The sequence below is a fragment of the Hyphomonas sp. genome, assembly GCF_037969335.1.
GTDB lineage: Bacteria > Pseudomonadota > Alphaproteobacteria > Caulobacterales > Hyphomonadaceae > Hyphomonas.
On the sequence record NZ_JBBKXE010000032.1, the window covers coordinates 1 to 21,457 of the forward strand.

17 protein-coding genes and 1 tRNA gene are annotated in these 21,457 nt (G+C 57.5%); 8 read left to right on the forward strand and 10 right to left on the reverse strand.

The window, feature by feature from the left end; genetic code table 11:
- Positions 1 to 72: transfer RNA gene (locus AADA04_RS02295), tRNA-Ile, on the forward strand.
- Between the two features lie 14 nt (positions 73 to 86).
- Here the strand turns inward: AADA04_RS02295 and AADA04_RS02300 are convergent.
- The 5 genes from AADA04_RS02300 to AADA04_RS02320 form a co-directional block, all read right to left on the reverse strand.
- Positions 87 to 1,040 carry a UDP-glucuronic acid decarboxylase family protein gene (locus tag AADA04_RS02300; RefSeq protein WP_340691615.1) on the reverse strand — a complete coding sequence of 318 codons (954 nt, stop codon included), beginning with the start codon at positions 1,038 to 1,040 and terminating at the stop codon, positions 87 to 89.
- A 54-nt stretch (positions 1,041 to 1,094) separates the two neighbouring features.
- A complete protein-coding gene (gene phhA / locus AADA04_RS02305) occupies positions 1,095 to 1,973 on the reverse strand; it encodes a phenylalanine 4-monooxygenase (protein ID WP_340691616.1) in 879 nt (292 codons plus the stop codon).
- 137 nt (positions 1,974 to 2,110) lie between these two features.
- A complete protein-coding gene (locus AADA04_RS02310; RefSeq protein WP_340691617.1) occupies positions 2,111 to 3,073 on the reverse strand; it encodes a glycosyltransferase family 2 protein in 963 nt (320 codons plus the stop codon).
- A gap of 205 nt (positions 3,074 to 3,278) precedes the next feature.
- Entirely contained in the window at positions 3,279 to 4,229 is a 951-nt protein-coding gene (locus AADA04_RS02315) for a GDP-L-fucose synthase (RefSeq protein ID WP_340691618.1), read from the reverse strand.
- A gap of 38 nt (positions 4,230 to 4,267) precedes the next feature.
- A complete protein-coding gene (locus AADA04_RS02320) occupies positions 4,268 to 4,645 on the reverse strand; it encodes a GtrA family protein (protein WP_340691619.1) in 378 nt (125 codons plus the stop codon).
- Between the two features lie 166 nt (positions 4,646 to 4,811).
- On the opposite strand from AADA04_RS02320, the gene AADA04_RS02325 reads away from it, so the two are divergent.
- The 4 genes from AADA04_RS02325 (at position 4,812) to AADA04_RS02340 (ending at position 10,175) form a co-directional block, all read left to right on the forward strand.
- The gene (locus AADA04_RS02325) at positions 4,812 to 5,765 is read left to right on the forward strand and encodes a glycosyltransferase family 2 protein (protein WP_340691620.1); all 954 of its coding nucleotides are present in this window, start codon (positions 4,812 to 4,814) and stop codon (positions 5,763 to 5,765) included.
- Positions 5,758 to 6,657: a formyltransferase family protein gene (locus AADA04_RS02330; protein ID WP_340691621.1), complete on the forward strand. Its 900-nt coding sequence runs from the start codon at positions 5,758 to 5,760 to the stop codon at positions 6,655 to 6,657. The genes AADA04_RS02325 and AADA04_RS02330 overlap by 8 nt, the downstream gene beginning before the upstream one ends.
- Positions 6,658 to 6,726: 69 nt before the next feature.
- Positions 6,727 to 7,866, forward strand: coding sequence for a dTDP-4-amino-4,6-dideoxygalactose transaminase (gene rffA / locus AADA04_RS02335; protein ID WP_340691622.1), 1,140 nt, complete (start codon positions 6,727 to 6,729; stop codon positions 7,864 to 7,866).
- A 173-nt stretch (positions 7,867 to 8,039) separates the two neighbouring features.
- Complete coding sequence (locus AADA04_RS02340; RefSeq protein WP_340691623.1) at positions 8,040 to 10,175, forward strand: hypothetical protein; 2,136 nt, start codon at positions 8,040 to 8,042, stop codon at positions 10,173 to 10,175.
- A gap of 9 nt (positions 10,176 to 10,184) precedes the next feature.
- Here AADA04_RS02340 and gmd read toward each other — a convergent pair whose 3' ends face one another.
- Entirely contained in the window at positions 10,185 to 11,255 is a 1,071-nt protein-coding gene (gene gmd, locus AADA04_RS02345) for a GDP-mannose 4,6-dehydratase (RefSeq protein ID WP_340691624.1), read from the reverse strand.
- Between the two features lie 150 nt (positions 11,256 to 11,405).
- On the opposite strand from gmd, the gene AADA04_RS02350 reads away from it, so the two are divergent.
- From AADA04_RS02350 to AADA04_RS02360, 3 genes are read left to right on the forward strand one after another with little or no spacing between them, the layout of a single operon-like run.
- Positions 11,406 to 12,104 carry a methyltransferase domain-containing protein gene (locus AADA04_RS02350; RefSeq protein ID WP_340691625.1) on the forward strand — a complete coding sequence of 233 codons (699 nt, stop codon included), beginning with the start codon at positions 11,406 to 11,408 and terminating at the stop codon, positions 12,102 to 12,104.
- 17 nt (positions 12,105 to 12,121) lie between these two features.
- Entirely contained in the window at positions 12,122 to 12,790 is a 669-nt protein-coding gene (locus AADA04_RS02355) for a hypothetical protein (protein ID WP_340691626.1), read from the forward strand.
- A 42-nt stretch (positions 12,791 to 12,832) separates the two neighbouring features.
- On the forward strand, positions 12,833 to 18,040 hold the full coding sequence (locus AADA04_RS02360; protein ID WP_340691627.1) for an FkbM family methyltransferase: 5,208 nt from the start codon (positions 12,833 to 12,835) through the stop codon (positions 18,038 to 18,040).
- A gap of 36 nt (positions 18,041 to 18,076) precedes the next feature.
- On the opposite strand, the gene AADA04_RS02365 is transcribed toward AADA04_RS02360, so the two are convergent.
- From AADA04_RS02365 to AADA04_RS02380, 4 genes are all read right to left on the reverse strand, one after another.
- Entirely contained in the window at positions 18,077 to 18,715 is a 639-nt protein-coding gene (locus AADA04_RS02365; RefSeq protein ID WP_340691628.1) for a sulfotransferase family 2 domain-containing protein, read from the reverse strand.
- 96 nt (positions 18,716 to 18,811) lie between these two features.
- Entirely contained in the window at positions 18,812 to 19,765 is a 954-nt protein-coding gene (locus tag AADA04_RS02370) for a Gfo/Idh/MocA family oxidoreductase (RefSeq protein WP_340691629.1), read from the reverse strand.
- Positions 19,762 to 21,153 (reverse strand): ABC transporter ATP-binding protein, encoded by a 1,392-nt coding sequence (locus tag AADA04_RS02375; RefSeq protein WP_340691630.1) that lies wholly within the window; start codon positions 21,151 to 21,153, stop codon positions 19,762 to 19,764. The genes AADA04_RS02370 and AADA04_RS02375 overlap by 4 nt, the downstream gene beginning before the upstream one ends.
- Positions 21,069 to 21,457 (reverse strand): ABC transporter permease (locus tag AADA04_RS02380; RefSeq protein WP_340691631.1); only part of this gene is annotated, 389 nt, incomplete at its 5' end. The genes AADA04_RS02375 and AADA04_RS02380, both read right to left, overlap by 85 nt.

A 21,457-nucleotide genomic window follows, 5' to 3' on the forward strand; every position in this document is an offset into this window, starting at 1 on the left:
GCCCGTAGCTCAGTTGGTTAGAGCGGACCGCTCATAACGGTTTGGTCGCAGGTTCGAGTCCTGCCGGGCCCACTGGATAATCCGCATCAGCCCATGACCCGTATTTCTTCTTCGAAATAGGCAATGGTGGGCTTCAATCCCTCGTCCAGCTGAACAGTCGGTTCCCAACCCAGTTTGTCCCGCGCAATCGTGATATCGGGCTGGCGCTGCTTGGGGTCGTCCTGCGGCAGCGGACGGTGAACGAGTTGGGATTTGGATCCTGTCAGGTCGATAACCCGTTCGGCCAGTTGGCGGATCGTGAATTCGCCAGGGTTTCCGATGTTCACCGGTCCCACAAATTCCGGCCCTGTGCCCATCAGCGAAATCAAACCCGTCACAAGGTCTGACACGTAGCAGAAACTACGCGTTTGATTGCCGTCGCCGTAGAGCGTGATGTCTTCACCCTTCAGCGCCTGGACGATGAAGTTCGAGACGACCCGGCCATCGTTCGGATGCATGCGCGGGCCATAAGTGTTGAAGATGCGGGCAACTTTGATCTCGACCTTGTGTTGGCGGTAATAGTCGAAAAACAGAGTCTCGGCGCAGCGCTTGCCTTCATCGTAGCAGCTGCGCGGCCCGATCGGATTGACGTTGCCCCAATAGTCCTCGGTCTGCGGGTGGATCACCGGATCGCCATAGACTTCAGACGTCGAGGCCTGGAGGATTCGCGCCCGCGTGCGCTTGGCGAGGCCCAGCATGTTGATCGCACCATGGACGCTGGTCTTGGTGGTCTGGACGGGATCGAACTGGTAGTGAATCGGGCTGGCCGGACAAGCCAGATTGTAGATCTGGTCAACTTCCACAAAGAGCGGAAACGTCACGTCGTGACGCATCACCTCGAACTTCGGATTGTCCAGCAAATGGGCGACATTCGTACGACGCCCGGTGAAGAAATTGTCGACGCACAGGACTTCCGCCCCGGTTTCGAGCAGGCGTTCACACAGGAACGAGCCGATAAAACCGGCGCCGCCGGTAACGAGGATGCGAGGGACATAATGCATCACATCGGGGTGCGGGCTTTTTCCTGAACGGTCAAGAGGTCTCGGCGGCTGGCCCTAGAGGCCTGCCTTGCGCTTGTGAAAATAGGCGAGAGTTCCACGATGCAGAATATCGTCTCCCAGCGATATCTCGTGTGGCTCAAAGTCGGGCATTCCCTTCACGTCGGCATAAACGCTCCCGAAGTCCTTGTAGCAGGCCTCCAGCAGCGCCTCGAAACTGTCGATGACAAAATAAGTCTGCTGGAAATCGTCGATGATATACTTGGTTCGCATCACGCGCGGCAGGTCGAATGCGTTTCGGTTGGGGCTGTCCGCCTCGAGCGCAAACACCGTCTCGTTCGGACTTGAAAGAATGCCCGCACCATAGATGCGCAGGCCGCTAGCCTCGCGAATAAGGCCAAATTCCACCGTGTACCAGTAGAGTCGCGCCAGGTTGTGCAATTGGCCGAGCTGCATCGCGCGCTGGCCACCCTTGCCATAGGCTTCCATGAAATCGGCAAAGACCGGATTGGCCAGCATCGGCACATGACCGAAAATGTCGTGGAAAATGTCCGGCTCCTGCAAATAATCGAACTCGGCCTCCGGGCGGATGAATGCGCCAGCAGGAAAACGTCGGTTCGCGAGATGATTGAAGAACACCTCGTCGGGTACGAGTTCAGCCACCGGCACGATTCGCCAGCCCGTAATCGCCTCCAGACGGTCAGACAGGTTATCCATATCCGGAATACCAGAGGCCGAGAGTTCCAGCGTCGCCATGGCGTTTAGCGCTGTCTGGCAGGCCCGGCCCTTCGTCACGTCACGCTGGCGACGGAACAATCTGTCCCACCTGTCATGTTCCGCAGTGGAATACGATGCCCAGTCTTGGTCTATCGTGAAATCGGCTGCCCGCAGCGCGTCGGCATAGCGATTCTTTGGAGTACTTGTCGTATCAGTCATAATTGCGGATATCCGGCGCTTGTAGGGAGAGCGCTGAATCAGCACTCGACGGATAAATTATGCGCTATTTCGATCGGCGAATGAACCAGCCCGACCAAAAAGTAACAAATGAAACTTTTGACGTCCGCCGTTCTGGCTTACTCAGCCGCACGAATCACTCGCCGCTCGGAGGCCACCAACGTGGCTGGCTCAGGGTGATCGACATCGTCCTGAGCTGGCTTCGGATAGAAATAGGCCTCCTTCTGTGCCCGCGACAGGCGACGGTGCTCATTGTGTCCCCGGTACGTGCCCAGATACTGCATGAATCGGAAACCGATGATCTGCGGCAGGTACGTGAAGAAGGCATGCTGATTCCATGCCGCAGCAAGGTCGTGCAGACTGCCAGCAAGGAAATACCGCACCGCATCAATCCGCGTCACATGCACTTCCGGCATGATCGTGCGCAAGGTAAGCGCCTCGCGATAATAACGTCGACGCGTCTGACTGAGCGTTTCATCATGGATGTGCACCACTGGTGCGGAGGCTACATACCCGATTTTGCCGCCATCCGACACGATCTGGCGCGCCAGCACCATGTCCTCAAGGCCAGTGCATTCCTCGTCGAATCTGTAGCGTGCCCAGACATCGGCTCGAATTGCAGCATTCGCATTGTTGCAAAAGAAGCCTTCCTGAGGAATCCGATCAAAGCTCGGGAAATACTTCTCGAACAGGCGTTTCTCGGAAAAATTTGATCCCTCATCCCCGATCTGGCGGCCATAAGTATAATCGACCGCGCCATCGATCAGCGGCTGGATCAGGGCCTGCGTCCAGCCGTCATGGGTGGGAATGCAATGCGCCGATATGAAGACGATATACTTGCCAGAAGCAGCCTCGCAGCCCCAGTTTAACGAGCGCCCGAAGGTGAATTCCGATTTACCAATATGGCGGATATTGCAGCCATGTCGCTCGGCAATCGACAGTGTGGCATCGGTCGATCCGCTGTCGACCAGGATAATCTCGGACGTCAGACCATCGAGCTTTTGGGATTTGCACGCCATGAGCGCATCTTCGAACCAGCGCTCTTCGTTGAGCGCCCGGAACACTATACTCACGTCCACCATACACTTGATCCTTCAGCCATTCAGGCTGATTTCTACCCTTTGGGGGAAAACGCCCACCCTAACACGACGATTCTTTTCTTGCCTCGGGGAGAGGCTAACGCCCCGGAGACTCAGCCGTCAAATGAATATGCAGCGCGTGCCACAGATTTAAGGCAGACACTCTATGGAAGTCGCGTTGATAGAGGCAATGCCCGCCCGAGTTCCGTCAGGCCCGAAAATCGGCCGTGTCCGCACGATCTAGAAACCAGGCATAGGTCGACCGAAGGCCGGCATCCAGAGCGATGCGCGGTGCCCAGCCAAGGGCTGCGATCTTGTCGCCACTCATCAGTTTTCGCAGTGTGCCATCCGGGCGCGACGTGTCAAACGTCAGGTCGCCCTCAAAGCCCACGACGGCCATCACCTTTCGGGCCAGATCGGCAATTGTCAGGTCGGTCCCGGATCCGACATTTACGTGCTCGTCTCCGGAATAATGCTGCAGCAGAAACACCAGCGCGTCGGCGCAGTCATCGACATGCAGGAACTCGCGGCGCGGCGAGCCGGTGCCCCAGATTTCCATCGATCCTGCCCCTGCCTGTTTGGCATCGTGCGCTTTGCGCATCAGGGCGGGAATGACGTGCGAGTTCTCGAGATGGAAATTGTCCCCGGGGCCATAGAGATTTGTCGGCATACCCGAAATATAGTCCACGCAGTATTGACGCCTGTAGGCCTCGCACAGTTTCAGGCCCGCGATCTTGGCAATGGCGTACCATTCATTCGTCGGCTCGAGCGAACCGGTCAGCAATGCGTCTTCAGTGATCGGCTGTGGCGACAGCTTGGGATAAATGCAGGACGACCCGAGAAACAGCAGTTTCGACACTTCTGCCCGGAACGATGCTTCGATGACATTGGTCTCAATCACGAGGTTCTCATACAGGAAATCGGCCGGATAGGTCGCGTTCGCAACAATCCCGCCCACCTTGGCAGCCGCGAGCACGACCGCGTCCGGCTGTCGGTCGGCTATCCAGGCCTGCACGGCCGCCTGATCGAGCAGATTCAGCGCGTCGCGATCCGCAGTGAGAATCTCGCAATTCTCCTGCGCCAACCGCCGCACGACGGCCGAACCGGCCATTCCGCGATGCCCAGCGACGAATATCCGCTTGTTGTTCAGATCGAACATAAAACCTCTCAAATTCGGCCCTGACCAGAGACAGCCTTCTAGGATGCGTCGGGCCGGCTTGTGAAGACCCAGTACCGCTGCAGGAGAAACGACACCGCCACCATGCAGGGCACTGCCACGATATAGGCCTCGATGGCGGACAGGCCGAACTGCATGAACACATAGATCACGCTCGTGCCGACAACGTACTGGACGCCATAGGTGACGACGTATTTCAGGACGATCTGGTAGGAGGTCCGCGCCGCATGGTTGAACACGAAATACTTGCTGAGCAGGAATCCGCTGAGGATCGACGCAACGATCCCGGTCAGATTGCCTAGCCAGGCCGGCGTCAGCAGCCAGCGGACGGAGGCATAATAGACAACAAACGCAACGAACGTGTTGAACAGACCGGCCAGAACGTACCTAATCAGCAATGTATTTCTCTTTCACTAAACGGCGCGATACTGCTTTGGTCATCGGGTTCTGCGGCGGTTTCCCGCACTGGCGGTACCCTCCGGCATGCTGAGGGTGTCCAGACTTGCACTTCCTTTGGGTTGCGATACACGAGCCTTGTCCTGATCACAACAATGTCGAGCTTTGATGCCCAACGAACGCGTATCTTTCGTCTCACCGGTCTATAAATGCCGCGACTGCCTGATCAAGCTGGTTGAAGAGATCGAAACGGTCTGCGCGGAAATCGGCGTCGATTACGAGGTCATTCTGGTGGATGACAAATGTCCGCAGGGCTCGTGGGAAACCATCGTGGAACTTGCCGCGACCAATGACCGGGTCATAGGTGTGAAACTGTCGCGGAATTTCGGCCAGCACTCGGCCATCGAGGCCGGGCTGGCCCAGACAAAAGGTGACTGGGTCGTTGTGCTCGACTGCGACCTGCAGGACCAGCCGGCCAATGTCAAAGCCATGTGGGAGGTCGCACAGGCCGACGATGTCGACATCGTCCTGGCCAGGCGCGAGACGCGGACAGACGCGTTTCACCGCCGGGCCTTTTCCTTCCTGTTCTACAAGCTCCTGTCCTCACTAACCGGCACACGGATCAGCGCCGACATTGCCAATTTCGGCCTCTACCGCCGCCGCGTCATCGACGTGCTCAACAGCTGGCATGAAGAACAGAAATATTTCCCGGTAATGATTCAGTGGATGGGCTTCGAACAGCGTACAGTTACGGTGAAACACTCTGACCGCTTTGCCGGCAAGTCCGCCTACAATTTCAAAAGCCTTCTGGCCCTGGGCGCCAAGGTCGTCCTGTCTTTCTCGGACCGTCCGCTCTGGTTCATGTCCGCAATCGGCAGCGGCATCGCGGCCAGTGCCTTCCTCGTGACGCTTGTCGTTCTCATCCGCGCCTTGTTTGGTGACGTTGCCGTCGAGGGCTGGACCAGTCTGATGCTCTCGATCTGGTTTCTCGGGGGCGTCAACATCACGGCAGCGGGCCTGCTGGGCATCTATCTAGGCCGGACATTGAGAGAGGCCAAGGGTCGGCCAGGGTTCATCATCGCCCGAACCACGAAACCTGCAAAGGCGGACACTCGTGTTTGATCTGGAAAAGCAGCCTTTCACATGCGCAGGCGTGGGCCTCAAGGCAAACGAATACCTGCGCGATCTCAACGCGCTCGGTGTCCGGCCGACGCGGATGGTCAGCTACCGGCAGGCTACGGACCAGTTGTCATCATTCGACTCCCTCGCCGCCTTCTGCGCCGAAATATCGATTCCGCTGGAAGAAACCAGGCGTCCGTCCTTCGCGCCTGACGAACTCGTCTTCATGGTCGGCTGGCAATATCTCGTCAGGGACGCGAGCCAGAACGTCATTGTTTTTCACGACTCCCTGCTACCGAAGTATCGTGGTTTCGCACCGACTGTAACGGCCATGATCAATGGGGAAAGCCGTATCGGCGTGACGGCCCTGAAGCCGGTCAACGAGGTCGATGCCGGCCCGATCATCGGGCAAATCGAGACCGAGCTGCACTATCCGATGCTGATCGCTGAAGCGCTCCGCAAGCAGGCGCAATCCATGTCGAAACTCACCATCGAAATCCTTGGCGCCATCGTCAACGGCATGCCTGCGGGGGCTCCCCAGAACGAGGCGGAGGCCACCTATTCGCTCTGGCGGGATGGCGGGGACTACTGGATTGACTGGTCACAGTCCGCTGCCCGTATCGCCCGGATCGTAGATGCGGTCGGCCCGCCATATGAGGGCGCGCGCAGTCTTTATAACGGCGAGGAGATCATAATTCGCGCCGCGCAGGCATTGCCTGATCTCGTGTTTGAAATCCGCCAGCCCGGCAAGGTCTGGAAACTGGAAGACGGCGCGCCCGTGGTCGTTTGCGAACAGGGTTTGCTGAAGATCATTCACGCCGAAACACCCGCTGGCCAGAATGTCGCGTTTGACCGGCTGCGCAGCCGGTTCGCCGGGAAATCTCCGGAATATTGAGTTACTGAGCTTGTCTTTTTGGGCGGCTGCGGGATCAAAGCAGACGCCTGCCAGAATCGGAGAATTCCCTTGTCCGTCCCATCGATCCCCTTCAATCGGCCCGCCATTGTCGGCAAGGAACTAGACTATATTCAGGACGCCATCGACCGGCGCCAGCTTTCCGGCGACGGCTATTATACCGAGCAATGCCAGGCGTGGATCAACAGTACCGTGGGATGCCAAGCCTCGCTACTCACGCATTCCTGCACGGCCGCCCTCGAAATGGCCGTGATCCTCGCCGGTGTCGAGCCTGGCGATGAAGTCATCATGCCGAGCTATACCTTTGTCTCGACAGCCAATGCCGTCGTTCTGCGCGGCGGCGTTCCAGTCTTCATCGACATCCGTGACGACACGCTGAACATGGACGAAAATCTCGTTGAAGCCGCCATAACGTCAAGGACCAAGGCCATCATCACGGTCCACTACGCCGGCGTCGGTTCGGAAATGTCGGCACTTCGGAAAATTTCAGATGCCCACGGCCTGATCCTGATCGAGGACGCGGCTCAGGCACTAGGATCGACCTATGAAGGCAAGCAGCTCGGGTCGCTCGGGCATCTCGCCGCCGTGTCGTTCCATGAGACCAAGAACATCACCTGCGGCGAAGGCGGGGCGTTGCTCATCAACGATCCGGCGATGATCGAACGCGCTGAGATCATCCGCGAAAAAGGCACCAACCGGAAGCGCTTCTTCCGCGGCCAGGTCGACAAGTACACTTGGGTGGATATCGGCAGCTCATTCCTGCCCGGTGAACTCAACGCCGCTTTCCTCTTTGGCCAGCTTGAAAAAGTGCCTGAAGTCACCGCCCGGAGGCTGGCGGACTGGAACCATTATTACGAGACCTTTTCCGCCTTCGACACAGAAGGCCTGAGGCTGCCGATCATTCCGGCGAACTGCGAGCACAACGGACATTTATTCTACCTCTTGCTTCCTACCGAAGCAGACCGGTCCGCGTTCATCGCTCACATGAAAGCCAACGGCATCATGTCGCCCTTCCACTACGTGCCACTCCATTCCTCCCCCGGCGGCCAGCGCTTCGCCCGCGTGCACGGATCCATGGCGCTGACCGACAGCTTGTCTGAACGCCTTGTGCGCCTGCCGCTCTATTTCACGCTCGGACAGGACGTCGAACGTGTAGTAGATGTCGCATCTGACTTCATCGAGAATCTCTAGCTGGGAACTCGCGATGACTATTCCCAGAACTTACATTTTATGACCGGGAAAGGCTTTGCGCGATGGCGGAACTTTACAGGCACGCCAGCGACCCAAGAATGCTGCTCTACAGTTGCATCGTACCGCGCCAATAGAATAACTACCCGGAACAGTCAGAGTTACAGGGTGGCATTGTGAATCCAGACGACCAGCAAAAGCGCCCATGGCTATCCCCAACACTTCTGATGCTCGCAGCATTGGTAGCAAGCTTTCTGCTGCAGCTGGCGATCCAATGGAAGTTCGTCGTCTCGAATTTTATGATCTTGGACGATGTCATCTATGTACCGAGCTACCTGCACGGCGACTATAGTAGCGTGCCGACAAATTTCCTGCCTTACAAGCTACTTGAAGTCACATCGGCTTTCAAATCGGTTGTGCTCATCAAGTTGTTCTCGCTTTTAACGCTTGGCATGATCACTGCTGCCTACACTCTGATTTTGAATAGCATGACCAAGGACAGGGCTCTGGCCGCGCTGACCGCGCTGGCGTTCACGACCTATACTATCGCGCTTGAGCAGGGCTTCTTTGTTACAGGTTCGCATCCCAGTCTGGGAATGGTCTTCGCTCTTGGCTCTCTCGTCGTTTTTATAAGGTCGGTATCAAGTAGAGGCAGCGCCAGTACGAGACTGATATTCGCATCTACACTGCTCGCCCTGTTGGCATCGGTCTCGTCACCGACGACGCTACTCATGCTGTTCGCGCCGCCCCTTTGGGTGATCATTGTCTTCCTGTTTCAACGCAACTTGCGAAACCTCATATTGGGTCTGGTACTCACCATATGGCCTGTAATCCTTCGCGCCATCGCCGGAAACAACAGCTTCCACTACGCAAAGGCGGAGGGGTGGACCGAACTCACATTGGACAACTTTGTCCAAAACATCGGCAATGCCCTGACCGCTACTTTCGTTGCGCCCTTGTCCGGCGCCTTGCTTGTGGCCGGGCTCTATATTGGACTGTTCGCCCTGCTCGCCGCTTTCCTTATATTCGGTCTTATGCGGCTCAAACGCGCAGGATCAATTAAACTTATGGAGAACGTGACACCAAACAACCTTTTAATCCTGATGGCCTGCGCCCTTCTAGCAGCTATTCTCGTGCTGGGACCGTCGCTCGTCGTTACGGCCTACCATCCGCGATATGCTTGGCCTGCCTACTTGTTCGGTGGAATCCTTCTGGCCGCGCCACTCGTCTGGTTGTCTCGGCATTCTGGCAAGTCACGGCGGCTAGTCGTAGCGATGCTGGTTTGCTTCATTGCCCTCAACACGATCTCGTCGATGCAGCGCCGTGACACCGAATTCCTGCCTTACCTGAAGGCGCACCGGATCATCGCGCCCCTGACGCACGACGCGGCCCCGGCATGGCCCGCTAATGCACAGGTTGTCATGTTATTGCCCAGAGGCTTATCTTCTCCCAGCCAGGGCAACAATCATTGGAGCACAGGCTATCTCCGGCTGCTGTCGAACCAACCGGACATCCTTGCGCTCATTGGCCCGGACTTCCGATTATCGCAGGACCCTTTTGTCGAGGAGTGGAGCCGCAACGGATCAGACTATTGGTCAAACAAGGACGGACGCCTGTCGCGCGATCGCATGAAGGGACTGGAGCCTGACCGGCCGACCTACGCATACCGCTACAATGCCGTCACGGGCGCGATGGAGCCTGTCAGGCTTGCTTTCCAGGACCCGTCCGGAGCCAGATTCATCCTTGCGCCGGGCCAGTCGCTGGACACAACTCAAGCCTTCACGCCTGCCGCCTGCGCTGCAGCCGGGTCAATCTTCAATTGGCCGGTCACCCAACACCTGGAGGGCATGGGAACACCCTGGAGAGCCGAGGGATTGCCTTGGGCGGTGACAGAGCATCTCACATTCAACAGTGCCGGAGCACCTGAGCTCGACACACCCGTCAATATCAAGTCGGCAATCGCTGTGCGGCTCACGCTCGTCCTCTCGCCCGACCACATGATCAGTGAGGACGAGCCCACGTCCGCGACCTTCCCGCCAATGCCACTGCGCTCGCCGGCCATCAACATCTACCACAAGGCCAGCGGCTTCCACGTCACGTCGACAGGCATTCCGTCGATCGTCTCTGGCAATCCTTCGGACAAAATCCGGCTTGTCGGTGTGGAGGGCTGCTTCTATCAGGCCGAAATCGGCGGCGAGATATATCCGCTCGAAATCCGCTCGCTCAACGGGGATTGGACCCTCGGTCGCGGCTTCAAGGAGCGCTTCTGGCAGGGCCGCATCGACTGGACGCTGGAAACGGCGCCGCAATAAGCGCCGGAACTAGGCGGAGCGGTCCTTGCGCCACTTTTCCCGCGCGACGAGTTCGAGGTCGGCCTGCACCATTTCCTTGACCAGTTCGTGGAATTTCGTCGTGTGGACCCAGCCGAGCTTCTCGCGCGCCTTGGTGGGATCTCCGATCAAGAGGTCAACCTCCGTCGGTCGGAAATAGCGCGGATCGATCTTCACCAGCGCCTCGCCCGACTTGGCGTCAGAGCCGACCTCGTCCACGCCCTCTCCCTGCCAGTTGATCTTGCGACCAACTTCCGCGAAGGCGAGCTCGACGAATTCCCGCACAGAATGCGTCTCACCCGTTGCCAGCACCCAGTCTTCCGCAGTGTCATGCTGCACGATGCGCCACATGCCCTCGACATAGTCACGCGCATGGCCCCAGTCGCGCTTTGCATCGAGATTGCCGAGGAATAGAGTGTGTTGCAGATCATTATTGATCGCAGCCACCCCGCGGGTGATTTTGCGCGTCACGAACGTCTCGCCGCGGGTCGGGCCTTCATGATTGAACAGGATACCATTGGTGGCATGGATGCCATAGGCTTCCCGGTAGTTGACCGTGATCCAATAGGCGTAGAGCTTTGCGGCGGCATACGGACTGCGGGGATAGAAGGACGTCGTTTCGGACTGCGGCACTTCCTGTACTTTGCCATACAGCTCGGACGTCGATGCTTGATAGAAGCGCACTGCGTTATCCAGCCCGAGAATACGGATCGCTTCCAGCAGGCGCAGTGTGCCCAGGGCGTCAGCATTTCCAGTATATTCCGGCGTCTCGAAGCTCACCTGAACGTGGCTCTGGGCGGCAAGGTTATAAATTTCGTCGGGCTTGGTTTCCTGCACCAGACGAATCAGGTTCGTGGAATCCGTCATGTCGCCATAATGAAGGAAAAATCGCGTGTCGCTTTCATGCGGATCGACGTAAAGTTGATCGATACGGGCCGTGTTGAACGATGATGACCGGCGCTTTACGCCATGAACGACATACCCCTTGTCGAGAAGAAGTTGGGCGAGATACGCACCGTCCTGCCCTGTTACACCGGTAATAAGTGCTGTTCTGGTTGACATCCGAGTTCCGTCTCTGCTTTAGGTCCGCTAGTCGAACGGCTTATGGCCCATAGTCTTTGGCAAACGCAAGTTAAGCCTTGTTGGCCACGGTCAGACCTTGTTGTCGCGCGAGCCATTTACGAAACAGATCGACTGTGGAGGTTGAAAGTCTTGTTTGATTTTATTCGGAAACCTGAGATCTGGCGTGCCATGGACGCCGGGTTTATGGCCGAGATACCCGGCAAGCTAAGCTTCCAGCTAAAGACCATGCAGGACTTAGCTGTCTACGCACACTTACGAGACTACAAGGATATGGACATTGCCGAAATCGGCGGCGGCGATTCGCGCATCCTGCCTCAGCTCGCCAAGTCAAACCGCTGCTTTAACATCGAGCCTTTCGAAGGCGCCGACAACGGCCCGAAGAGCGAGGTCAAGATTGCCGGCGTGGAGAACATCCGGACAACCGTTGGGCGTTTTGACCCTGTCCTGAAGGACGCCTCTTTCGATGTGGTTTTCTCTGTTTCGGTCGTGGAACACGTCGTTGACCCTGAGTTTCCGGCCTTTCTCGAGGACAACATCCGCATCCTCAAGCCGGGCGGCGTGATGTATCACGCTATTGACATGTACCTCTCGGATTCGCCTACTGATTTCTGGCGAAACCGCTTTGACATGTACCGCAAGGCCGTGACTGAACGAGACGATCTGGAGCCTGTTGGTCTCATTGGGGCAGCACAGCCTGCATTCACACCTGACATGGCCTCCAATCCCGATCAGATCATGTACGGCTGGAAGACGATCTCACCCAGCCTGAATGACCTGCGCCAGATTGCTCAAAGCGTTTCCCTCCTTATTGGTGCCAAGCGCCGTTAGTCTTAAAAGTGCTGCGTATGTTTTATCTTTTCCACCACATCCCGAAAACTGCGGGAACATCCGTCCGGGTTGCCCTGTCCAAGATGTTTCAGGTTCACGAAGATTATCACAAGAACATCTCCCGCGAGGAAATGGAACGGTATGTTAAAGACCGGATAAACCTTTCCGAGCTTACAGAACGTGACATTCTTTGCGGTCATTGGAACATTATCGGCGGCCGCCTGTGGGAAAAGTATCCGGAAATCGATGATGTCCCTGTCAGGAAAATCGCCTTCTTCCGCCCTCCGCTTGATACGGCGCTATCAGGCGTGCGGTTCAACGTCCGGAATGGCCATATCTCTGACCAGAGAGCCAACGAAATGCTGTTGAAGCGTGTCAACTATTTCGCCACGACGCTCGGATGTGACAGCGAGAACTATCGGCAGCGAATCGATTCCTACTGGCATGTCGGCCTGACCAGCCGGGTGCAGGATTCAATGGACTTCATTGCTGACACGATCTCGGCAGACCGCGTGAAAGTTGCCCGCCGCAATGTCACTGATCCCGCGTCGGTGCAGTTTTCGGATGCGGCCATCGCCGAATTCAAGGAACGGTCAAAATTTGATCAGGAAATCTATGACTATGCGGCCTCCGTGGCCAACACGGCCTACGATGCCATTCGCCAGAGTGCGGTAGAAAATCAATAAAAAATCGCGTCGTCGCCAGAATGCGACATTGGGAATTGCAGTATGTTGCTTACTATCGCGATACCGGCTTACGGACGCCCCGGCCCGCTGAGACAAGCCTTGGACAGCTTCATCTCGCAAATCGCAGGCAAGCATGCAGCCGATGTCGAGATCATTGTTGCCGACGATGCCTCACCTGACGATTCCCTGGCCTTCGTGGCCGACCTGGCAAAACAGCATGCCTTCATCAAATATGTCCGCTATCCGCAGAATGTCGGCCTTGAGCGTAATCTGATCGAATGCGCCACCGCTGCGACCGGCGAGTACCTGTGGATATTCGGCGACGATGACTTCCTCGAACCCGACGATGCGATGGACGATATCCTCACACGGCTGCGGTCCGGGCGCCACGACATGCTCGTGCTCAATCGCACCCGTCGTTCGAGTGACCTCTCAGAGATTATTACCGACAATTGGATGCGCCTGGACGGCAAGGATCGCAGCTTTGCCAGCCTGAATGCCTTCTGTCTCGAATTCGGATTCATCAGTGTGATCGGGTTCATTTCTGTGAACATCTTCCGCCGCGCGCCATTCCAGGCCGTCGACACGACGCGCTTCTACGGCACGATGTATCCACAGCTTGGCGCTATGCTGGAAGCGTTCCATGATCGCCCCGTGGGGCTCGTCGCCCGGCCAACCGTGTGCCATCGCACGCAAACGGCGGCCGAAAAGCGCGCGACCCTCGGCAAGAAAGCCTCTGAAGCCGACTTCATGGCGGATTCTAACCGCCGCAATGCCATCTATTTCAGCCATCCCTATGTCGCCATGCTCGATCGCCTTGTTCAAATCGGAGCGTTCACGCCCAAGGACGTGACCCGCATCCCAGAGAATACAGTAGTCAATGGCTTGCTGGTCGACTTCTTGATCGATTGCGTGGACAAGAGTCGCCTTTATCCCGACAAGTTCACGGCGAACGACTGGAATACCACAGAAACATTCTTCAAGCGGTTGCCGCTGTCGAACACACAATGCGCGACGCTTACTGAGATATTTGGCGCAACACCAGTCGGCCAGACCACTGAGCGTCGGAAACAGACGACAGGAAAACACACGATGCTGACAATATCCGTAGTGTCGCCGAGCTACAATCAGGCCGAATTTCTGGATGAATGCCTGTCATCCGTGCGAGACCAGACCTACAAGCCGATCGAACATTTCGTGTTTGATCCCGGCTCGACAGACGGCAGCCGCGACATCGCCCGTAAATACAAGACGGTGACCTTGTTCGAAGAGCCGGACGATGGACAGTCAGACGCGCTGAACAAAGGGTTCGCGCGAGCCAAAGGCGATATCATCGCCTGGCTGAATTCCGACGATGTCTTCGCTTCGCCGGATGTATTCCAGAAAGTGATCGACCGCTTCAACGCCCCTGATGCACCCGACATTGTCTACGGCAAGGGTATCTATATCAACGAGACCGGTGACACGCTGCGCGACGTCTACATCAACAAGAACCCGGAAACGCTTCCGTGGCGCCTGCAGCAGGAAGACGGTATCCTGCAGCCTGCCCTGTTCATGCGCCGCAGCGTGATCGAGGATGTCGGCGAGCTGACCGGGTCGCGCCACTATTGCATGGACTATGAATACTGGATCCGCTGTGTCGCGGCCGGCAAGACATTTGCTTATGTGGACGAGAATTTCGCCCTGGCGCGCTACCACAACAATAACAAGACCTATGGCCAGCGCGGCAACAGTTATGCCGAAGTCTGCGACATGCTCGTCACCCATTTCGGCTATGCCAATCATATCTGGCTGCGCCGCTATGCCGAATTCCTCAGCGACGGATTCGACGGTGTACTGGCACACGGGCAAAATTCCGACATTGCCGACACAGCCATACTGGACGGCATATATCGCAAGCTGCTGACGGACTATAATGGCAGCAAGATGGTGCTGGACCAGCTCGCCGCAAATGCATCTGCCAAGGGCTATGGCGACACTTTGCGCGAGATGCAGCGCCTCGGGATCGGACCATCCGTGCCGTGCACGGAAGCTCCACTCGACATGGTTTCGAAGCGGGGCCAGTCACTCTACACCGTCGGACCACGTCGCTGGGCCTTTGATGCCGACTGGAAACAACGGGAACTCGAAAAGGCGCATGCCTATATCCGCGAGCAGGCCAATAACCGGCAATCGGATGTGTGCGTCATTGTCGGCAACGGCCCCAGTCTGAAGAAATCCAACCTGGACCTTCTGGCCGGCCATGACGTGATCATTTCCAACAACGCCTTTCTCGACAAGCGGCTGAAGGAACTGGCCACCTATTACACGGTCGTGAATTATCTTGTCGCCGAACAGAGTGCCCACAACATCAACCGTCTCGAAGGGCTGTCGAAGATACTGCCCTACTGGACGGGCTATTGCCTGAATCCGGGTGAAGACACCCATTTCATTGAGGCGGTGGGTCATGCGGAATTCTCGAAAGACATCTTCAAGAACGCATCCTGGCGTCATACCGTCACCTTCTTCAACATGCACATCGCCTTCGGTCTTGGCTACAAACGGGCGGTGCTGATCGGGTTCGACCATTCCTACAAGCAGCAGGCGGGCGTGAAGGAAGGCGATGTCATCATCAGCAATGAGCGCGACGAGAACCATTTCGACAGCAGCTATTTCCAGGGCAAGAAATGGCAGGCTGCGGATGTCGGCATGATGGAGCAGATGTACCTGCTCGCCAAGAAGGCCTATGAAGAAGAAGGACGTGATCTGATCAACGCGACGGAAGGTGGCGCGCTGGAAGTTCTTCCGCGCATGGGCCTGGCGGATGCACTGGCTATGAAGCCCGTTTCCGAAAAGGCCAGTCTCGATGCCGAAGCAGGCGCCCGGTTTTCGATGGCCAAACACATTCGCAAAATCCCCCGGGACGGTCATGCGCAAGTCGATGAAACCGCGGTCGTGGCACGCTTGCTGGCCGCCCGGAGAGGCAAGGACCATATAATGGTCGATGTCGGCGCCCATGTCGGCACATCGGCACAATGTTTTCACGACCTTGGCTGGTCGATCCATTGTTTCGAGCCAGATGCCAAGAATCGCGCCCAGCTTACCGAACGCTTCAAAACGGCAAAAAACGTGCGTATCGATACCCGTGCCGTCAGCAACGTCGCGGCAAACGACGTCAACTTCTTCACGTCACCGCAAAGCACGGGCATTTCAGGCCTGCACGCCTTCCACGAGACGCATGCAATCTCAGACTCTGTCGATGTCACGACTGTGTCCGACATTGTTACCGACCGGAATCTTTCGCGCATCGACTTCCTCAAAATCGACGTTGAAGGCTTCGACTTCAATGTCCTGAAAGGCGTGCCCTGGGACCGCCTGAAGCCCGATGTTGTCGAATGCGAATTCGAGGACGCCAAGACCCTGAAGCTTGGTCACAACTGGAAAGACGTTGCCGAATTCCTGCGGAAGCTGGACTATACGGTCTATATCAGCGAATGGCATCCCATCATCCGTTATGGTATCGCTCACGACTGGTATCGCGTCGCACCTTACCAGGACCACGAAATGCCGGACGACGCCTGGGGTAATATCCTCGCGTTCCAGAAGGACCCGGGATACCCGGCCGTTATCAACGCATTCGACGAGCTCATGGAATTTCGGACTTCGCCTCCAGAGAGCCGCCCAAAAACATCCGCCAACGGCAAAGGTGCCGTCGCGAAGCAAAATTTCCCCACTCGGCCCAAGAAGCCAAAACTCAAATCGGTCAGCCAAATGACTGCAGAAAGCAGAGCTTCAATGTTGAAACAGATGCCTGACACTTCCCTTCCGATCGTGAACGCCGGTCCGCAGAAATCGCGATGGTACGTGGACGTCGCCTACCGCATTCACCGCATGTCTCCGCGACTTTACAATCTTGTACGCTTCCTGCGCCGTGCGGCGCTGCATGCCGTATCACGGCCGATGCTGGCGCTCCCGTTGGCAGTGCTTGGAATCGCCATCCTGTACACGGCGTTTAACTCCGATGTGGCATCCTACCGGCCATGGATATTCTCTGGACTTGCAATCGGCGTCCTTTCCGCCCTGCTGGCCTATGTAGCATTCCGCTCACAAGCGCACGCCGAAGCCCTGCACCGGGAAGTCGGCGCTCTTCGTAGTGACATCACAACCCGCCCATCTACCGTGCGCGTCGGTAATCTTGTCCGCAAAGCGATTGCCGAAAGGGTGGCGCAGCCCCTGTCACAGATTGAGGGTGCACTCCTGACCAGTGAAGACCGCACGACTTTGATTGAGCGGTCGGCCAGGTCCGCCCGGCGCGTCGCCCGTGACAACTTGCGCAAAATCGACACACTCGAAGCGAGCAACAGCGCATTAAAGGCAAGGATCGCACGGCTTGAGACATTGCTCGGCCCGAACGGTCAGATTGAGACCGTCCGCAAGGAAGTAGCTGACAAGTTCAAGACCGCCGAAACTTCCTTCAAGTCTGTTGAGGGCAAATTGGCCACGCTCGACAAATGGGCGCAGTTCGACAATGCAACCTGGTACCAGCATTTCAACCGGCGGCTCAGCAATGAACAGATCGTCATGCTTGAAACCGAGTGGCGCAAACGCCTCTCCGTGCCGATCAGCCGCGCTGTCCTCGGATACATGGCCAACCGTGCATGTGAGATCGAGCGCCAGCTCGACGGTCGCCTTGCCACGTCGATCGAAGACATCCTCCTGCGCACGCTCGTCGCCCGCGCCGTGAAGGGGCCAAAGATCGAGGTCCTCGAGATCGGCACACTGTTCGGCGTCGGCGCTGGCGTGATGTTCGATGCCCTCGTCAATCACTACGAAGACGTACATTTCACGCTGCTGGACCCGCTCGAAGGATATTACAATGCCAATCAGGCTGACATCCTGACAGGCCAGCGCGTCGACGAGCGCACACTTCGGCGCAACCTTCAGCGCGCTGGCATGACCGAGGACCAGTTCACGCTCATCAAGAAGCTCAGCACCGACACAGACGCGATCAAGGCGGCAAGCGAGCGCCAATACGACCTTCTCGTAATCGACGCAGATCATTCCTATGCTGGCGTGAAGGCAGACTTCGAGAACTATGCACGGCGTGTAAAACTGGGCGGTTACATCATCTTTGACGACTACGGCTCAGCGGACTGGCCGGATGTTCAGGAATACGTCGACTCAGAAATCGGGTCTGTCGACTTCATTGCCCGCGTCGGCGCAACCTGGCGCACTTGTGTCTACCGCGTCGTCAAGAACCCGGACGCTTAGGCTCCAGACACTTCGTCGCCGCCGTCAGATACAGAATCAGCCTGCGCCTGACGGCGCCGACACCCGCGCATCGGCGCGACGCCGAACTTCACCCCAGAGCTCGAAATCGCCTGCGAACACTTCGCGGATGCGGGCGCGTTCTTCGTCGGACGGCTCGAATTCCCCCTTGGCGGTGTTCAGCTGCCAGATCTCGGCCGCTTCAGGGCCAAGCACCGATTGCAGGAAGGCATCGAGTTCTGTCTGGTCTCCGATTGGGAAATCGGGAATGGACCCATCATCCCGCTGAAGGAAATAGCGCTGCGAGGCAATCTCGCGCTCGTGCTCGTTTCCCGACATAAAATCCAGCCATGGCAACAGACCCGGCTTGGCCGGCGCATGCCCGCGGCGGTCCGGATCCCGCGCCAGATGGCGCCATAGCGAAATGGTTCGCGCCTCAGGCTCGCGCATGACGCTGAAATAGGTGGCTGACGGCCCGAACAGTTTCAGCAGCTGTGTGTAGGGCATGTGTGCGCCGACTGCCTTGTAGACCGACAGATCCTCCGCGCTCATCGTACGCAGAGCGGCCGTCTCGGGCGGCTTGCCCGCATGTAGTACGTTCCGCTTGTTCAGGGTGCGGCGCAGGACGTTCATGACGGCAGAACCCGCTGTTTTCGGAATATGGATAAACACATACATGGGCGAAGAACTCCTGCGTTCGATATGGAGTCTTTTCTAACCACCTTTGGCCGACTTCACTACCCCAAGACGAGCAGTGACTTGCATTCCTGGCTGTCAAATCGTGACCGGGCCAACGGGTGTGATGTCAGCCGTCCGTAACGCCTCCTCGACTAGGTCGAGCGGCGTGACATCCACCTCGATTTGCCGAGCCGCCATCAATTCGGCGAACCGTTGGTAGATGCCGGCATATTCCGCGTTGGGACGTCGCACCGCCGGTCCGCCATTCAAGGACAGGACCCCACCTCCGTCCAAGAGGAGCAGCGAGTCTCCATTTTCGGCCAAAAGCCGAATCGACCACGTTTCCGTACCCCCGACGGAAAAACGGAATGAAACATCAATTTCGTCCTCATTCCGCCCGAGCCTGAAGTGGGCGGCGCTCGGCGTCTCTGCATTTTCGGGCTGCTCTATAGTGGCCCCCGCGAGCTGCCATGTGCCCGGTCGAATGGCCGTCAGGATCGAGAGCGCGTTAATCCCGGGGTCGAACACTCCGAGCCCGCCGCTCTGCCAGAGCCATTGCTGCCCGGGATGCCACTTTGCCGGATCTTCGTGCCATGTGATTTGTCCATGAAACACGTCATGGCTCTCGCACCATGCGCGCGCATCGGCCACGAAGGGTGCAAATCGGGAATGCCACCCGGCGAAGACAGTCGTCCCGCGGCTCTCTCCCATGGCGGCAAGCGCCCTTGCTTCCTCCACCGTCGCGGCGGGCGGCTTTTCCAGCAGCACCGCAAGACCGTTCGCAGTCGCGAGTTCGCATGCATCGCGGCGCACCTGTGGCGGCGTGCATAGGGCAATCGCGTCGAGCGCCAGCCCTGACGCCAGAGCCGCCTCTATTGTTCGGAACACCGGAACATCTTCGTGCGTCGCCGAGCTGCTGACTATCGCTTCAAGCTGGAAGTCTGGATTGTCGGCAATTGCGGCAACGTGCTGGTCCCGGGCAATCTTCCCGAAACCGACGATGGCGATCTTTCGTAGATGCGCCACTTGCGGGCCTCCGGTCGCGCTCACGCCTCGCGATTCAGCGGGATAATGCGAGCCCCACCTGTCGTGGCGCCTCCCTTATCCAGTCGGGTAAATTTGTGCGGCACTGTAATCGAGCCCCACGTCGGATGCTTCGCAGACCGGATCACGAGATCCGGATTAGCCTTGCGATAAAGGAATTCCGGACCGTCGAGTACGGTGAGCATGGATTTCACGACGCCAGGGTTCAGGAACCCCGGATCCACTTCCAGCATGATGTCCACGTCCTCACCCGCCTTGATATCGAATGTATCAGTTGTGACCTGCGTCGATAGGCCTGTCACATAGTGCCTGTTGATCGACCAGACCGGGATGCCGATCGACAGCGCACGTACATCAATCAATGACTTGAATTGCAGACGGAGCCGCAGGGGATCGGAGAACTTCACATCCTCGACTTCGCTGCCCTTCTCGTCGCACCAGAAGTGCGCGACATCCGCCACGGCATCCGGGTTCTCGAACACCGGCCCCATGGCCTTGGCAAGTTGCTGGGGTACCTCCTTTGCCGGCATGCCCTGGTCCAGCGATTCGTAAACTTCGATGGCTTCAGCAGGGGCGCCTTCGAAATAGACCCGGCCCTTGTGCAGCACGATCACATGATCGCAGAACTTCGAGACATCATTCATCGAGTGCGAGACAAAGACGAAGGCGCTGCGCTCGCGCATTTCGCGCATCTTAGCGAGGCATTTCTGCCGGAACCGAAAGTCCCCGACGGCAAGGACTTCGTCGATCAACAGCACGTCAGGCGCAACCGTTGCCATTACTGCAAAGGCGAGCCGCATCCGCATCCCTGATGAATACGACGCGAGCGGCGCGTCGATCGCATCGCCCAGTTCAGAAAACGCGATGATCTCCTCGACCCGCAACTCCGTTTCCTTCCGGCGGAAACCTAGCGCGGCAGCCCTGAGGAAAATGTTTTCCCGTCCGGGTGCGTTTTGCTGGAACCCCGCCTGCAAGTCGATCATGGCCGCCGAAGTGCCACGAATGATCACTTCTCCAGCATCCGGCAAGATCTGCCCCGCAAGCATGCGAAGCAGTGAGGTCTTGCCCGATCCATTGAGCCCGATGATCCCGATCGCCTTGCCGCGCTCGAGGTCGAAAGAGACATTCTGCACAGCCCAGAACTCGCTTCCGTGAATCTCACGTATGCCCGGCTTGCCTATGTTGAAGAACGCGTTGCGCGCGACCTTGGACATCCGCTTACGCGTATCCTTGGGGCGGCGCGAATACAGCTTGCCCAGCGACTTGACCTGAAGCACGGGCATTGCCCCATCAGGAAGGTTCGGTTCGCTCATGATATGCCTCGAATTCGGCGTTCCATCACATAAAAGAACCGCATGGAAACAAGGAACAGCAGGAGGGCCACACCAGCCCATGACCAGACGGCGGCATGATTTGTGATCTGGCCGAAAAACACGTCATCCCGAAGCGCCTGGATGTAGACATTGAAAGGATTGAACGATTCGAGGACTTTCAGTGGTCCGAGACGCCCGAGCGGGAAAATCACCCCGCTCATAAATACTCCATACTGCAGCATGATGGTCACAACGCGCTCGACGTCCGGGATGATGACATTGAATATCGCCAGCATCAGTCCGAGGGAAAAGCAAAGCATCATCCCCGACAGCAGGACTGGCACCAGCAGCAAGAGATCTGTCTTGGGCCATTGTGCAAAGACCA

Coding starts and splice junctions, on each gene's coding strand:
- AADA04_RS02300 (WP_340691615.1), bottom strand. CDS start 1,040: ATGCATTATGTCCCTCGCATCCTCGTTACCGGCGGCGCCGGTTTTATC.
- phhA (WP_340691616.1), bottom strand. CDS start 1,973: ATGACTGATACGACAAGTACTCCAAAGAATCGCTATGCCGACGCGCTG.
- AADA04_RS02310 (WP_340691617.1), bottom strand. CDS start 3,073: ATGGTGGACGTGAGTATAGTGTTCCGGGCGCTCAACGAAGAGCGCTGG.
- AADA04_RS02315 (WP_340691618.1), bottom strand. CDS start 4,229: ATGTTCGATCTGAACAACAAGCGGATATTCGTCGCTGGGCATCGCGGA.
- AADA04_RS02325 (WP_340691620.1), top strand. CDS start 4,812: ATGCCCAACGAACGCGTATCTTTCGTCTCACCGGTCTATAAATGCCGC.
- gmd (WP_340691624.1), bottom strand. CDS start 11,255: ATGTCAACCAGAACAGCACTTATTACCGGTGTAACAGGGCAGGACGGT.
- AADA04_RS02355 (WP_340691626.1), top strand. CDS start 12,122: ATGTTTTATCTTTTCCACCACATCCCGAAAACTGCGGGAACATCCGTC.
- AADA04_RS02360 (WP_340691627.1), top strand. CDS start 12,833: ATGTTGCTTACTATCGCGATACCGGCTTACGGACGCCCCGGCCCGCTG.
- AADA04_RS02365 (WP_340691628.1), bottom strand. CDS start 18,715: ATGTATGTGTTTATCCATATTCCGAAAACAGCGGGTTCTGCCGTCATG.
- AADA04_RS02375 (WP_340691630.1), bottom strand. CDS start 21,153: ATGGGCTGGTGTGGCCCTCCTGCTGTTCCTTGTTTCCATGCGGTTCTT.